The following is a 15,450-nucleotide window of genomic DNA, read 5'->3' on the forward strand; positions in this document are numbered from 1 at the left end:
AGATAAACAAGACAAACAAGATAAACAAGACAAGCAAGACAAACCAGATAAACAAGATAAGCAAGATAAGCAAGATAAACAGGACGAAGACGATAAGCAAGTACAATCGGAAAATGTAATAATAGTACCAACAGATTCGTACAGCTTAGATATATGGGATGAAATTTCACTAAAAGAAATACAAGCTGGCGAACATACAAGTTTATTTGAAGAAAAAAGCAATTATCAAAACATTAATTTACTACAAGTAAGTGATATCCGTCTATATTTGGATAAGCAACTACAATTTAGTTCCGTCGATGAGCAAATCTATCATGAAGCACTAGTTCATCCGATTATGTCAAAGGTAATAGATCCAAAGCGTGTTCTCATATTAGGCGGTGGCGATGGTCTTGCTTTAAGAGAGGTTTTAAAATATGAAACGGTTATCCATGTAGACCTCGTGGACTTAGACGAAGAAATGATTAAGATGGCTCGCAATGTTCCAGAATTAGTTTCTTTAAACCAACAGGCATTTTTTGATGATCGTGCAAATGTACATGTATGTGACGCAAAAGAATTTCTGAAATCTCCTTCCTCTTTATACGATGTAATTATTATTGATTTTCCGGATCCAGCGACAGAGTTATTAAGCACTTTATATACAAGTGAAATTTTTGCTCGTATAGCTACGTTCCTAACAGAGGATGGCGCATTTGTCTGCCAATCTAATTCGCCTGCTGATGCACCTCTTGTATATTGGAGTATTGGTAACACAATTGAACATGCCGGATTAATTGTAAAAAGCTATCATATAATTGTTCCTTCTTTCGGAACTGACTGGGGATTTCATATTGCTGCTAACTCCTCGTTTGTACTTGATCAAATTGAACAATTATACGTAGTACCAGTTCCTCGAACATTACCTTCTCTTCTTGCTCCTTTATTTCAATTTAAAGAAGAACATTTAGAGCACCGCAATAATGCCGTTTTAAATTCAGAATCGGACCTTACTCTACATCATTGCTATCAACAAGAAATGAAGTTCTAATAATATTTTGACAAGGAAGGGAAAGTATATGGAATATTCTACGTTTGGGCGTCATATAATAGTAGATTTATGGGGCGTAGATTTTTCTCTATTAAATGATATTCATTTTTTAGAACATCATTTAGTTGCCGCTGCGAATCGCTCTGGTGCCCACGTTTTAAATGTAAGTAGCAAGGAATTCCACCCATATGGAGTTACGGTATTAATTTTATTATCAGAAAGCCATCTCTCGATTCACACTTATCCCGAAAAGAAATTTGCAGCAATTGATTGTTATACTTGTGGCACATCTGTTGATCCTCAAAAAGCTATTGATTCTATAATAAGCGTGTTAAAACCAGAACGTATGCATATAAAAAAATTAATTCGTGGTGTAGGAGAATTTATTACTATCGATTAGTTATCATCCCCATTTCCACCATGAAGAAGGAGGCTTGTTAATATAAAAATACCATCAGTGGAACTTATAACACTCCACTGATGGTAAGCACACATACATATTCTATTCACCCCGCTATTCGCCGGGCAGTAAAACTCCCACCTCAAAATTCGGCTGGAGCAAAGAAGTTAGGTGGGAGATCCACTGCCCGTAAACGCCAGATTGGTGAAGGCTAATAATCAGTGGGGGATGAACAAAACCCCCACTGATTAAAGTTTCACTTTATCTTAATTGATGATTTAATTTTGCTATTTTTCGTTTCCAATATAAAGTCATCATAAACCATATAATGAAGCCCACTTTACATTTTCATTTTTACATAAACCTGTAAATAACACATGCAGTCATGCGTAAATGGCCCTCTTTTCGTCATAACTGTCTCTTTTAAAAACATAAAAAAACCTTGCATACGCAAGGTTCATTCAGCTACTCACATCTTCCTATATAATTCTACAAACTCACTCGCCAATTCCTTCACTGTAATTGCGTTCATTAAATGATCTTGCGCATGTACCATCAGCAGGGTAACTTCTGTCTTTTCCCCGCCAGCTTCTTTCTGTATGAGCTCTGTTTGTAAGCGGTGCGCCTCTTGCAATTCATTTAACGCTTCTTGTAATTTAGCTTCCGCTTCCTTAAATTCACCGCGCTTAGCACAATCAATTGCTTCCATTGAACAACTTCTCGCATTTCCCCCGTGCAAGATTAAATGAAAAACTTTCGTCTCTATCGTATCCATTTTATTTCTTTACTCCCCCTTTTCTTCCGCTACTTTTTGTTTATCCCATATTTTTAAGAATGGTAAGTAAATAAAGAATGCAAGCGCAAAGTTAACGAGTTGCAAAACAACCCCTGAAATTTTCCCGCCTGACCCTAAATATCCACTAAACAGAATAGGTGTAGTCCAAGGTACAGCAGCTCCGCTCGGACGTGCAACCCATCCCCATTCCATTGCAAAATAAGAAACAACCGTTAACACGACTGGAACCAGTATAAATGGAATAAGTAAAAGTGGGTTCATTACAATCGGCATTCCAAAAGTCACCATTTCATTAATGTTAAAAATACCAGGTGCAATCGACAATCGTCCTAAACTTTTCAATTGCTGACTTCGCGCAAATAATAACATTCCTACAACTAAAGCAAGTGTTGCGCCAGAACCGCCCATATAAATCCATAAGTCAAAGAACTGCGCAGTAATCGTATTCGGTACGTCTTGACCAGCCTGAAAAGCAATTCGGTTTTGGTCCATTAACGACAACCAAATCGGGCTCATTACACCGCCAACAATTGCAGCGCCATGAATTCCACATGCCCAAAGTACATGGACAATAATAACGGCTATTACTGCGCCCCAAAGACTGGCACCAAGTGCACTAAGTGGTTCTTGTAAAATTTTTCCCACAATATTATGGATGCTGCCGAAAGAAGTGTTTTCTATCATTAAGCGCAAGATCCAAATAACAGTTACAACAATAAATCCTGGAACGAGCGCTGCAAACGAACGTGTCACAGCTGGCGGTACCGTTTCTGGCATTTTTATAATCAGCTTTTTTTGTACAATAAATCTATAAAGTTCAGTAGATATAAGTGCTATAATCATCGCAACGAATAACCCTTGGCTTCCCATTAATACAGCTGGTATAGCCCCTTCTATAAGTACACTTTCCTTCGTACTTGGTATTATATATGCAACTTGAAATGGAGTTGCAAGTAAGAATGTCACAAGTGATAACGCCCCTGCCGCTAATGCATCGACCTTATAGTATCCTCCAAGTCTGTAAGCGATTCCAAAAGTGGCTATTAAAGACATTATATTAAATGTTGCGCTAACTGGATACCCCAAAGCCTTTTGCCAACTCTCCCCAAACAATCCTGCCATAAAATCATTATACCCTGGTATGGGTAAAGCGCTAATAATTAGAAAAAAAGATCCGATAATCAAGAAAGGCATCGTCAAAATAATCCCATCACGAATCGCTTGCAAATGTCTCTGCTCTGCAACCTTTCCTGCTACTGGCATCACATATTTCTCTAAAAATCCAATCATCTATCCCACTCTCCTCATGGTTTCATTGACAAAGCTGCTTGCAAGATAGCTTCTCCATTACAAAGCCCATAATGGACAGATTGAATGACATCAACAGGTATTCCTTTCTCCTTACATAATTCTTTCATTTTCGGTAATAAATAACGTACTTGTGGTCCAAGTAAAAGTACATCCGCATCATCGATATGCTCTCGCACTTCTGAACCTGATACAGCCCAAATCTTTACCTCTATCCCCCTTGCCTGTACCGCTTTCTCCATTTTTGTAACTATCAAACTGGAAGACATTCCCGCTGCACAGCAAAGCAAAATATTCATCCTGTTTCCCTCCCTCTTTTTCTAAACCTAAGTTATGGTGCAGCCCTTGCCACCACTAGGTTACAAATATATATGTCTAGATTTCTAACTGTATGCCGAGCTTAAAAACAAAAATTTCTCGGTTTTCACGCTATTCCATCTATCCGTATTTTCCTAGTAAAGAAGTCTCTAACTCGCTATAATGATTCAGTATGATTTTTTATAATCGATAGGAGGGTATATTTATGAAGGCATATCGCTTTCCGCTTATTTTATTATCTTCTATCCTAATTGGTGGTTTCATTGGTTATTTCATGGGTGCCGATGCAGTTGCTTTAAAGCCGCTTGGTGACATTTTCTTAAACTTAATGTTTACGATTGTTGTACCGTTAGTGTTCTTTAGCATCGCGTCATCTATTGCTAATATGGATGGATTAAAACGTTTCGGTAAAATTATGTCTAGTATGGCTGGAACTTTCTTATTTACAAGTATTTTAGCTGCTATTTTTATGATTATTATCGTGAAAGTATTCCCGCCAGCACAAGGTGTTGTATTAGAACTAACGCAGCCTGATAAAGCTGAAAAAGCAGTTAGCGTTGCTGATCAAATTGTTGGTATCCTAACAGTATCAGACTTTTCAAAGTTACTATCTCGTGAGAACATGCTAGCTCTTATTTTCTTCTCTATCTTAATGGGGGTTGCAACTTCAGCAGTTGGTGAAAAAGGGAAACCATTCGCTACATTCTTACAAGCTGGTGCAGAAATTTCAATGAAAGTTGTATCTTTCATTATGTACTACGCTCCAATCGGACTAGCTGCCTACTTCGCAGCATTAGTTGGTGAATTCGGACCACAACTTCTTGGAACTTACTTCCGAGCAGCAATGGTATACTATCCGGCTTCTCTTATTTACTTCTTTGTATTCTTTACATTCTATGCGTACCTTGCAGGTCGCAAACAAGGTGTACAAGTATTTTGGAAGAACATGGTCTCTCCTACAGTTACATCACTTGCAACTTGTAGTAGTGCCGCAAGTATTCCAGCGAACTTAGAAGCAACGAAGAAAATGGGTATTTCTTCTGACGTTCGTGAAACAGTTGTCCTTCTTGGATCTACACTTCATAAAGACGGATCTGTTTTAGGCGGGGTATTAAAAATTTCTTTCTTATTCGGTATTTTCAACATGGAATTCGAAGGACCGAAAACATTAGCAATTGCACTTGTTGTTTCTCTATTAGTAGGAACAGTAATGGGTGCTATTCCGGGCGGAGGTATGATTGGTGAAATGTTAATCGTTTCTCTATACGGATTCCCACCAGAAGCATTGCCAATTATCGCCGCAATTAGTACAATCATCGATCCTCCTGCAACAGTGTTAAACGTAACAGGAGATAACGCTTGTGCCGTAATGACAGCTCGTCTTGTAGAAGGTAAAAACTGGATCAAAAATAAATTTGCTTAATATATAGAAAGAGGATGCCCGCTTTGAGCATCCTCTTTTTGTTGTTATTTGTCAGTGAATCGATATATCGGAAAAATCGTTGATATATTTGAAATTACGATAGATATATTAGCAAAACCGTTAGTATAATCCCCTCCCGCCACAAATTTGTTATAATCTTCACAAATATTCCACACCTTTCATCCTTTCTCCGTACTATAATCATGTATGGAAAAGGAGATGGACACAATGACACAAAGCGCACCAGAATTTAAAGTTTTGCAAAGCATTGCATTTCTTGCTGTCGTTTTGCAAAGTTCCTTATTATATACAATGAATCAAGGAAATGTCTTACTCGAGCAATCCCTCATTATGGGTATGCTATTTAATCTTGCAAAATTTTCAGCACCTGCATTCATATTTATCGTCGGCTTCCATTTAATTCGGCAATATACGAAGCAACTCGTTTACAAAGAATATATTTATGAAAAAGCCACACATTTACTCATCCCTTATTTCTTCTGGTCTATTCTTTATCTAGTAACAACAAACGATGTCATTACACTACAAGGCGGACTAAAAAGTTTATTACTCGGAACAGCTGCACCTCATCTTTGGTACGTTATTATGATGTTCCAAATTCACTTATTGTTCCCGTTACTATGCACACTATTTTATTGGTTTCAAAAACGAACAGAAAATAAAAAAGACATATATAAATATATGACCATTTTCGCTTGTCTATATTTCTTCTTAATGTGGTACTCTTCTCACTACATTTTTAATGGAGAGAAACTGACTAGTTCAACCATTTTACATTATACAGATCGTTCCTTCTTCTTCTACTCATTCTATTTCGTCATGGGAGGAATAGCTGCTGTAGCATTACAAACTTGGCGTATATTTGTCATGAAACATATTCCGCTTATAACAATCTTATTTTTCATCTTATTTTTATTCATCAATTATGAGTTATTTAGTTTTTACGGCGCCAATTCTATTCATTTAACCGTTTCTACCTATTTAAAACCATCTATGTTTCTATATATAGTATGCGAAATTATGATACTGTACGTGTTATCTATTATGATTGTAAAACGAAGAGGCTTATTATATAAAACGTTAAAATTTATCGGAAACTATACGTACGGCGCCTATTTAGCCCACTTTTTCTTTTTACATATAGGCACAAAGTTTCTTTCTCTATTTGCACTACAAGAAAATACAATAGTATATAGTCTATTACTATTTTCAGTAACAGCCGTACTTTCTATATTCACAATGGTCATTTGCAGTACACTACCATTTCATACATGGGTTACAGGACCTTCCCCTACGACAAATATGAAATGGGCGAAGATTGCCATTCGGAAAAATCATGAAAAAGTATTTAAACCATATATTTGATATACTAATACACATATAAGAAAAGAAAGCAGGAGACACCTATGATTAATCAAATTGGACAAATTATGTTATATGTAAACAATCAAGATGAGGCAGTACAATTTTGGACAGAAAAAGTAGGGTTTCATATCGTTGCTGAAGAAAATAACGGCCAAGGATTCCGATGGATTGAAATTGCGCCGACAAACGAAGCAGGAACAAGCATCGTCCTTCACGATAAAGCGTTAATCGCAAAGATGCAGCCTGAATTAAACTTAAATACACCTTCACTCATGTTCTTCTCTAATAACTTAGATCAACTTTATAAAGATCTTTCTGAGAAAAATGTCACAGTTGGACAAGTTGTAGATTTACCTACTGGTAGAGCATTTAACTTCGCCGATAATGAAAATAATTACTTTGCAGTTATGGAAAAGAAATAAGAAAAAAGTGCCACCCCTAGGGTGGCACTCTATTTTTTACTCTTCTCCAATTCCATTTCAGCTAGAAGCGGTAATACGTTATCGAAAATATGTGTATTATTATTCTCACCTGTTACATATCCACCATAATATCTACTAAATACATTATCATTTCGGAATGTAGTCATCCGCTCATACAATTCCTTCGCAAACTTTGTATCACCTGTTTGTAGTACGTACAAAATTGTTAATCCGTAAGATGCTGGTGATTCATAGTTCACAGCTTGTTTTCCCGTTTCTAAGTTATAACGTCCGTATAACTTTCCGTCTTCGCGAAATTTCTTCTTTATAAATTCTAAATAAGCATCTGATGAAAGACCGCCTAAACTGCGATGATAAGCAACGTATGATTGATCAATAAGATTCACTTCTTTATCGTACGTAAATGTACCATCTTCTTTATACTCCTTCGGAAATGCCCAACCCTCTCTCGGATAATCAGCTAAAAACTGAACAACTTCCTGATACTGCTGTGCAGAAATTTTTCCGTACTTTTTCATATAAGAGAATGCATGAGGATTTATGTAGGATGTTGTTGTAAACTTATTTTGTTTACCTGCATCTGCATCATAATAATCCACGTAATAATTATCTTTTTTATTATAATGAAGTACAGCATTGCTCAATTGATCAGCAAGGTTTTTATAGCGCTCTTCCTTATACATTTCATAAGCACGATATAATTGTTCAATAATACGAAGATCATCTATAAGTGCATTTGTGGCTGACTGCATTTCTCCCTTTTCAGAGATTTTCCATAAAACGATGTGTTCCTTATGTACAAAATTATTTTGAATGACCTTTACTTGCTCATCAAATAGTGACTGATCATCTTTATCAAGCGTATATTGTAACCATAGTCCTGCCGATTCTGATAAAGCTTCACGGCCCTTCGCTTCACCCATTCCTGCCTTTGTATCCTCTAAACGGTACGTTGCAAGTGTCCCATTTTCATTTACCATATGCCTTAAAATAAAATGCTCCGTACGGTTTCCTTGTAAAGCCGACCAAAATACAATTCCGACTAATACGATTAAGAAAACAACTCCAAACCCTATATATAAACGTTTTCGCAAGCTTTTCACCTCCTTTTAAGGCTAACCTTAATTTTACCAGAACATACGCAAATATAAAAAAGACAATCCTTTAGATTGTCTCTCCCACCTTATCCTTCGCAAGCCTCTTTAGAAGGTCTATATAGCGATTCCACAAGTCGATCATATTCACGACGCGTAATTTCTTTATTATACAACTTTAATAATAAATCTCTATGCTCTCTTGAAAATGCCATCTTTTTAATGACTTCAGGATACATAAAACACCCTCTCCATTTCACATAAACTTCTTCACCCTGGAAACAGAACTTACGTTCGCATAAAAGATTATAAAAGATTCAGACCTAAAAAACAAATAAAATATTATCAAATTTTAATTTCTTTCTTTTCGGAACATTCCAGCATTATATTACCATACTCATTTTTTAAATACATATATATTTTTGGCAGTTTTTTGAATAAATCTTCCAATTCAATCAGAAAATAATGGCAAAAAAGAAGAGGAGTATACATATGGATACCGTAACATTAGCAAGGGCATTTTTTGGTTCTTCATTAGCATTCCACATCATCTTTGCAACGCTTGGAGTCGGGCTTTCTTTAATGATTTTTATAAGTGAAATACTCTATCACTGGAAGAAAGATTCCGACTATGCCATTATGGCAAAAAGATGGACAAAGGCTTTTGCTATCCTTCTCGGTGTAGCAATTCCAACTGGAACAATTGTTGGTGTACAAATTTCACTTCTTTGGCCTGGTTTCGCCAAAATTGTTGGTCAAGTTATTTCCGTTCCGTTTCAAATTGAGATTTTCGCCTTCTTTTTAGAGGCTTTATTCATGTCTATTTATGTATATGCAGCTGATAAACTACCTCCAGTTATGAGATTAATCTCGCTATTTTTCGTTATGATTGGTGCCACTGCATCCGCCGTGCTTATTACATCAGCAAATACATGGATGAACACACCTGCGGGCTTTTCAATGGGGCCAGATGGCTCAGTTTTTAACGTTGATCCGTGGAAAGCTTTCTTTAATCCAAGCTTTGGCACAAGTGCATTCCATGTCGTTATTACAGCCTATACAACTGGAGCAGCTGTTATCGCTTCTATCGCTGGATTTAAATTATTAAAGAAAAATTTAAGTGCGCGTGAAATTGCTTACCATAAAAAAGGATTACTGTTAGGGCTTGTCGTTACATTTATCACTGGTGCTACGATGTGGCTTTCAGGACACGAATCTGCTATTGCCTTACATAAACATTCACCTGAAAAACTAGCATCTGCTGAAGCTTTGTTTGAAACGACATCCCACGCTCCGTTATCGCTTGGCGGGGTTGTGGATCCTAACACACTTGAACTAAACTATGCCCTTGAAATTCCGAACATGCTTAGCTTATTAGTGGGACTAGACCCTAGCACCGTTGTAAAAGGTCTAAAGGAATTCCCGCAAGAAACGTGGCCACCATTTTACACACATACACTGTTCAACTTAATGGTCGGCACTGCTGCCTTTACCTTTGCAGTTGCAACTATTGCCCTCTTATATTGGCACTTTGTTTACCGAAAAAAAGGAGTAGAGTTACCGAAGTGGCTTCTTTGGGGAGCTGCCGCATGTGGACCCGTTATGTTGCTCGGTATTGAATTCGGATGGATTTTTAGTTGTAGTGGTCGTCAGCCATGGACAATTTATGGCATGCAACGCACGGTCGATGCTTCTACACGCGCTGATTTCGTCGGTCCTTTATTTGTTTTATTCATCATTTTGTATATTGGACTCGGTATTTTAACAGTCTTTGTACTACGGACATTCTTTAAGAAACATCCGTTAAAGAATGATTTACATCACGAAGGAGGCGATTCTCGTGCATGAGGAAAGCATTGCAATCATCATCTTATGGGCTCTTATTTTCGTATATAGCATACTAGGGTCTATTGATTTTGGGGCTGGTTTTTGGGGCATGGTATACGCTAAACACCCGACGCTTGCTGCCAAGCTTGCTAATCGGTACTTATCACCAACTTGGGAAGTAACAAATACGTTTCTTGTCTTTGTCGTTGTCGCTTTTCTCGGTTTCTTTCCGAAAGCAGCCTTTACCCTGGCAACGGTTATGTTTGTACCAGTTATGTTAATTTTAGTACTCGTTGCGATTCGCAGTACATTTATGGTATTCGCTTACTCCCTGCCAAAGTACCAACACCTTCTTCGTATTATTTCAGGTATTACAGGGCTCTTAATCCCAGCTCTATTAATTACCGTGCTACCCGTTACAGAAGGTGCCTATATTACGATGTCTGAAGGAAAAGAGGTGCTCCTTTACGGAAAACTTCTTTCTAGTCCCGTTATTTATTGTTATATGCTCTTTGGACTAACTTCGGAACTATTTCTATCCTCTCTCTTTCTTGCTGATTTTGCTAGGGAACAAGGTTCTGAAGATACGTACCGAATTTATAGGAGAAATGCCATCATACTTGGTCCTGCAACGCTCGTGACTGCTATCATCGCTCTCGTTGTAATGGACCCTGAAACACACTGGCTTATGCAAGGACTAATAAAGCAATTCCCATGGTTTACAGTCTCTATCATTTTATTTGTTATCGGATATTCCTCCCTTTGGTGGACAAATAAGAAGTATGGCACACTAGGATTTCCTCGCATTGCAGTTTTAGCTGTCGTCGCTCAATATGCATTTGCAAGCTACGCTTACGGCGTCGCCCATTTACCGTATATCATTTATCCGGATGTAACTGTATTTACAAGCTTTACGACGGTCGAAACATTCTATGCACTTCTTATTCTTTACGCAATCGGGATTGCAATTTTACTACCCGGATTCATTTTCTTCTGGAATTTATTCTTGAAGGATCGAACTTTTTTGAAGGAAAAATAATAAAGTGAAACTTTAATCAGTGGGGGGATTCATCCCCCACTGATTATTAGCCTTCACCAATCGGGCGTTTACGGGCAACAGGGCTCCCACCTAACTTCTTTGCTCCAGCCGAATTTTGAGGCGGGAGTCTTACTGCCCACAAATAGCGGGATAAATGAGGGGCATTCGTACATAGAATGCCCCTCATTTATTAGACGTCTCTCCTAATAGTTATTACACTACCAATGATACTTGTCCTATAGCTCAAAAAACACATATTCACGCCATTCCATTATATGCCTAGTTCTTCTTATTTCCTGCTGAATATACTAGCAATATAAACTTGAGACAAGCTACATTTGTTCAAGGGAAAATAGAAAGGTAGGTTAAATATGAGCATTGAAATATGGATTACTATTATTGTATTCTTCTTAACAATGATTGTTGTCTTTTGGCGACCCCGTGGCTTAAATGAGGCATGGCCGGCAGCAATTGGCGCTGGCATTATCCTCATTACTGGACTTGTATCGAAACCAGACGTCATGGACATTATAAGTAAAATCGGCGGTGCCTCCATAACAATATTAGCGACCATCGTTATGGCGGTTATATTAGAAAGCTTCGGCTTCTTCCACTGGTCCGCAGCAAAACTTGCAAATTTAGCAAAGGGCTCCGGTCGCCGTTTATACTGGTATATTCAATTACTTTGTTTTCTTATGACTCTTTTATTCAATAACGACGGTAGTATTTTAATTACAACGCCAATCCTAATTTTACTACTGAGAAACCTTCGATTAAAACCTCATCAACAAATCCCTTATTTATTAAGCGGTGCTTTAATCGCCACTGCATCTAGTGCACCAATTGGTGTAAGTAATATCGTAAACTTAATCGCCTTAAATATCGTCCATATGACTCTTTATATGCATACTGCTATGATGTTTGTACCCGCAACACTAGGATTATTGTTTATGTCATGGCTCATGTACGCGGTTTTAAAGAAAAAGCTACCAAAAAGATTACCTGTTTCTTCATATGATATCGAAGAAATTTTCTTCACGAAAAACTTCCATCCGTTAAAAGGAAAAAATTCTGTTGATACAAAACAAAAACGTACAAAATTCATGTTAAAAGTATTAGGCTTCGTCTTCCTTATGCGCTGTCTTCTATTCGTTGCATCCTTCTTATCGATTCCAATCGAAATTGTTGCTGTACTCGGTTCACTCGTTCTTCTCATCTGGAGATGGTACTACTTACGAACAAACCCAGTCGATATTTTGAAAAAGACACCGTGGCACATTTTAATTTTCGCTTTCTCTATGTATGTAATTATTTACGGGCTTCATAACGCAGGATTAACAGCGGCACTTGTAAGTTGGCTCGAACCAGTTGTAAGTCAGCATCTACTCTATGCCAGCTTTGCAATGGGCGGACTCGTTTCCCTCCTCTCTAACGTCTTCAATAACCACCCTGCACTTATGATTGGTACCATTACGTTAACGGAAATGGGCCTAGATCCAGTCACATTAAAAACTATCTATCTCGCAAATATCATTGGTAGTGACATCGGTTCACTATTATTACCAATCGGTACGCTAGCTTCCCTCATTTGGATGTATATACTAAGACAAAACAAAATTAAAGTGAAATGGAAGGATTATTTAAGCGTATCTCTCATCGTAATCCCACTCACAACAGTCGTCACATTATTCCTCTTATACTACTGGGTACACTTATTCTTCTCCTTATAGACAACAGAAGCCCCCTTTGCTACCGTCTTAGCAAAGGGGGCTTCTTCTATATTTAAGTTAGGTACAGTGTGATCAATCAAGTAAAGAGGTGTAACGTATTATTGATATAAGTGACTACCAGTTTCTTTAAATTCTACCGCTTTCTCTTTCATTCCTTTTTCAATTGCTTCTGTCGTTTCTAAATCATTTTCTTTCGCATATTCACGAATATCATGTGAAATTCTCATACTACAAAATTTCGGTCCACACATCGAACAGAAATGAGCTGTTTTCGCTCCTTCTGCTGGCAATGTTTCATCATGATACTCCATCGCGCGCTCAGGATCTAAAGATAAATTAAATTGATCGCGCCAGCGGAATTCAAATCGTGCTTTTGAAAGTGCATCATCACGCTGATGAGCCGTTTTATGCCCTTTCGCAAGATCGGCTGCATGCGCAGCGATTTTGTACGTAATAACCCCTTCGCGAACATCATCTTTGTTCGGTAAGCCTAAATGTTCTTTCGGAGTTACATAACAAAGCATCGCCGTTCCAAACCAGCCGATCATCGCAGCACCAATCGCTGAAGTAATATGATCATAACCTGGTGCAATATCTGTCGTTAACGGCCCAAGTGTATAGAACGGCGCGCCCTGACAAATATCAAGTTCTTTCTCCATATTCTCTTTAATTAAGTGCATTGGTACATGCCCAGGTCCTTCAATCATAACTTGCACATCATGTTTCCAAGCAATTTTCGTTAATTCACCAAGTGTTTCAAGTTCTGAAAACTGTGCTTCGTCATTTGCATCTGCAATAGAACCTGGACGTAATCCATCTCCAAGAGAGAACGAAACATCGTACTGCTTCATAATTTCACAAATCTCTTCAAAATGAGTATATAGGAAGTTTTCTTTATGATGGAATAAACACCACTGTGCCATAATCGAACCACCGCGCGAAACAATACCTGTCATACGCTTTGCAGTAATTGGAATGTAACGAAGTAATACACCAGCGTGAATCGTGAAGTAATCCACGCCTTGCTCCGCCTGCTCAATTAACGTATCACGGTATACTTCCCACGTTAAATCCTCTGCAATTCCGTTTACTTTTTCAAGCGCTTGATAAATTGGCACAGTTCCAACTGGTACCGGAGCATTACGAATAATCCACTCACGTGTTGTATGAATATTTTTGCCTGTAGATAAATCCATAATCGTATCTGCACCCCAGCGAGTCGCCCACGTCATCTTCTCTACTTCTTCTGCAATAGAAGACGATACAGCAGAGTTTCCGATATTTGCATTTACCTTTACGTGAAAATTACGTCCAATTATCATCGGTTCCGCTTCAGGATGATTAATGTTCGCCGGCAAAATCGCACGACCTTCTGCAATCTCCTTACGAACAAATTCAGGCTCTACCCCTTCACGAATCGCAACATATTCCATCTCAGACGTAATAATGCCATTACGCGCATAATGCATTTGCGAAACATTTGCACCTTGCTTCGCTCTAAGCGGCTTACGGTCCATTTGCGGGAAAACAGGTGTATGTTTTGAAGCCACTTTCACACCGTCATCCTCTGGTTTTACTTCGCGCCCTTCGTATTCTTCTACATCACCACGCCCCAGGGTCCAAGAGTGGCGCGGCGTTGGAATCCCTTTTTCCAGCTCCACTTTATACTCTGGATCTGTATAAGGTCCACTCGTATCATACACACGGAGTGGCGGATTTTGAACACCGTTCGTATCGCTTTGTTCAATCTCGCGCATCGGCACCTTCATACCCGCGCGTGGCCCATCCACATACACTTTCTTACTTCCTGGTAAACTCGATTTCAATTCAATTTGCTCAGCAGAAACAGACTGTTTCATAACCTTTATTGCCCCCTGTTCGTGACAAGGACGAGATATGGCCAGCGTATGCCAAAATAAAAAGAGCCAGGTCCATAAAAAAATAAGGACCTGGCTCATAAAGACATAATTATGTAAAGCCATTAACTTCCCTACGCTGGTACGAGCCAGATCAGGTCCAAAGGGTTAAGAAGTTCACACGCTTCTCTCTCAGCCTACGCATACGTTAGGCACCCCTAGTTTATCACTGATTTAATTTTCAATACTTTCCCATCATAACCTATAACCTGAAAAATGCAAAGGTTATTTCTTTTACTAATTTTCAGTAATCCTGCATTTTAATAATCAATATAATTTCATCCTATACTGACAAACAGATGATTTTTTATTAAAAACATTTATTCCGACTGTTTATGCTTCTCTTCCTTTTCAATTTCAGATACGGATTTTGCTGGTTTTTTCACATAATTATCATATAATTCCCCAGAGCACCCAAAGTCTCTTTCAAACTCTTTCGTAGTGCTAATACTTGCATCGAACCATAATTCTTTATTTTCGTTTATGTACCCAGATATATGAGGAACACCCATCGGAGTCACACTACGCTCTTTAAATGTAATCGATTTTACCTCTTTAATATTATAATGAATATATTTTTCTATTCTCGCTTCTTGTTCTTTCCAAAACTGCTCTTCTTTATCTTTGTTCTTTACATATTCCATCGTCACGTATCCTCCTGTTACAATACAAATAATGGATAAAAAAACAAATAATTTCTTTTTCATTAAAAATCCCCTTATATGTGAAGATAATAAAAA

The 15,450-nt window shown here is 38.0% G+C and carries 16 protein-coding genes and 1 riboswitch; of the genes, 8 read left to right on the plus strand and 8 right to left on the minus strand.

The window, feature by feature from the left end:
• Together V7038_RS07215 and speD are read left to right on the plus strand one after the other, a co-directional pair.
• Window positions 1-1,030, plus strand: a 1,030-nt coding sequence (locus V7038_RS07215; protein ID WP_335469673.1) for a polyamine aminopropyltransferase, incomplete at its 5' end; no start/stop codon positions are given.
• Between the two features lie 28 nt (window positions 1,031-1,058).
• Window positions 1,059-1,430 (plus strand): adenosylmethionine decarboxylase, encoded by a 372-nt coding sequence (speD, locus tag V7038_RS07220; protein WP_002112902.1) that lies wholly within the window; start codon window positions 1,059-1,061, stop codon window positions 1,428-1,430.
• Between the two features lie 469 nt (window positions 1,431-1,899).
• Here the strand turns inward: speD and V7038_RS07225 are convergent, their stop codons facing one another.
• From V7038_RS07225 to V7038_RS07235, 3 genes are read right to left on the minus strand one after another with little or no spacing between them, the layout of a single operon-like run.
• Complete coding sequence (locus V7038_RS07225) at window positions 1,900-2,205, minus strand: PTS lactose/cellobiose transporter subunit IIA (RefSeq protein WP_002112903.1); 306 nt, start codon at window positions 2,203-2,205, stop codon at window positions 1,900-1,902.
• A 9-nt stretch (window positions 2,206-2,214) separates the two neighbouring features.
• A complete protein-coding gene (gene celB, locus V7038_RS07230; RefSeq protein ID WP_070129182.1) occupies window positions 2,215-3,516 on the minus strand; it encodes a PTS cellobiose transporter subunit IIC in 1,302 nt (433 codons plus the stop codon).
• Between the two features lie 14 nt (window positions 3,517-3,530).
• A complete protein-coding gene (locus V7038_RS07235) occupies window positions 3,531-3,833 on the minus strand; it encodes a PTS sugar transporter subunit IIB (protein WP_335469676.1) in 303 nt (100 codons plus the stop codon).
• A 224-nt stretch (window positions 3,834-4,057) separates the two neighbouring features.
• Between V7038_RS07235 and V7038_RS07240 the strand changes: the two genes are divergently transcribed.
• The 3 genes from V7038_RS07240 (at window position 4,058) to V7038_RS07250 (ending at window position 7,083) form a co-directional block, all read left to right on the plus strand.
• The gene (locus V7038_RS07240) at window positions 4,058-5,275 is read left to right on the plus strand and encodes a dicarboxylate/amino acid:cation symporter (RefSeq protein WP_002112907.1); all 1,218 of its coding nucleotides are present in this window, start codon (window positions 4,058-4,060) and stop codon (window positions 5,273-5,275) included.
• A 228-nt stretch (window positions 5,276-5,503) separates the two neighbouring features.
• Window positions 5,504-6,661, plus strand: a complete 1,158-nt coding sequence (locus tag V7038_RS07245) for an acyltransferase (RefSeq protein WP_070168176.1) — start codon at window positions 5,504-5,506, stop codon at window positions 6,659-6,661.
• A gap of 41 nt (window positions 6,662-6,702) precedes the next feature.
• A complete protein-coding gene (locus tag V7038_RS07250) occupies window positions 6,703-7,083 on the plus strand; it encodes a VOC family protein (protein ID WP_002112910.1) in 381 nt (126 codons plus the stop codon).
• 29 nt (window positions 7,084-7,112) lie between these two features.
• Here V7038_RS07250 and V7038_RS07255 read toward each other — a convergent pair whose 3' ends face one another.
• A complete protein-coding gene (locus V7038_RS07255) occupies window positions 7,113-8,198 on the minus strand; it encodes a hypothetical protein (protein ID WP_002112913.1) in 1,086 nt (361 codons plus the stop codon).
• 89 nt (window positions 8,199-8,287) lie between these two features.
• On the minus strand, window positions 8,288-8,437 hold the full coding sequence (locus tag V7038_RS07260; RefSeq protein ID WP_002016173.1) for a hypothetical protein: 150 nt from the start codon (window positions 8,435-8,437) through the stop codon (window positions 8,288-8,290).
• A gap of 253 nt (window positions 8,438-8,690) precedes the next feature.
• Between V7038_RS07260 and cydA the strand changes: the two genes are divergently transcribed.
• Window positions 8,691-10,046: a cytochrome ubiquinol oxidase subunit I gene (gene cydA, locus V7038_RS07265; RefSeq protein ID WP_002112915.1), complete on the plus strand. Its 1,356-nt coding sequence runs from the start codon at window positions 8,691-8,693 to the stop codon at window positions 10,044-10,046.
• Window positions 10,039-11,064, plus strand: a complete 1,026-nt coding sequence (locus tag V7038_RS07270; RefSeq protein ID WP_002089640.1) for a cytochrome d ubiquinol oxidase subunit II — start codon at window positions 10,039-10,041, stop codon at window positions 11,062-11,064. The genes cydA and V7038_RS07270 overlap by 8 nt, the downstream gene beginning before the upstream one ends.
• Window positions 11,065-11,110: 46 nt before the next feature.
• Here the strand turns inward: V7038_RS07270 and V7038_RS07275 are convergent, their stop codons facing one another.
• A complete protein-coding gene (locus V7038_RS07275) occupies window positions 11,111-11,251 on the minus strand; it encodes a hypothetical protein (RefSeq protein WP_002112917.1) in 141 nt (46 codons plus the stop codon).
• A 184-nt stretch (window positions 11,252-11,435) separates the two neighbouring features.
• On the opposite strand from V7038_RS07275, the gene V7038_RS07280 reads away from it, so the two are divergent.
• Window positions 11,436-12,794 carry an arsenic transporter gene (locus V7038_RS07280; protein WP_002112919.1) on the plus strand — a complete coding sequence of 453 codons (1,359 nt, stop codon included), beginning with the start codon at window positions 11,436-11,438 and terminating at the stop codon, window positions 12,792-12,794.
• 98 nt (window positions 12,795-12,892) lie between these two features.
• On the opposite strand, the gene thiC is transcribed toward V7038_RS07280, so the two are convergent.
• Together thiC and V7038_RS07290 are read right to left on the minus strand one after the other, a co-directional pair.
• The gene (gene thiC / locus V7038_RS07285) at window positions 12,893-14,653 is read right to left on the minus strand and encodes a phosphomethylpyrimidine synthase ThiC (RefSeq protein ID WP_002112922.1); all 1,761 of its coding nucleotides are present in this window, start codon (window positions 14,651-14,653) and stop codon (window positions 12,893-12,895) included.
• A gap of 111 nt (window positions 14,654-14,764) precedes the next feature.
• Window positions 14,765-14,880: riboswitch (TPP riboswitch) on the minus strand.
• 150 nt (window positions 14,881-15,030) lie between these two features.
• Window positions 15,031-15,417: a DUF1433 domain-containing protein gene (locus V7038_RS07290; RefSeq protein WP_033714062.1), complete on the minus strand. Its 387-nt coding sequence runs from the start codon at window positions 15,415-15,417 to the stop codon at window positions 15,031-15,033.
• Window positions 15,418-15,450 lie beyond the last annotated feature (33 nt).

The sequence above is a fragment of the Bacillus sp. JJ783 genome (assembly GCF_036963225.1).
Lineage (GTDB): Bacteria > Bacillota > Bacilli > Bacillales > Bacillaceae_G > Bacillus_A > Bacillus_A cereus_U.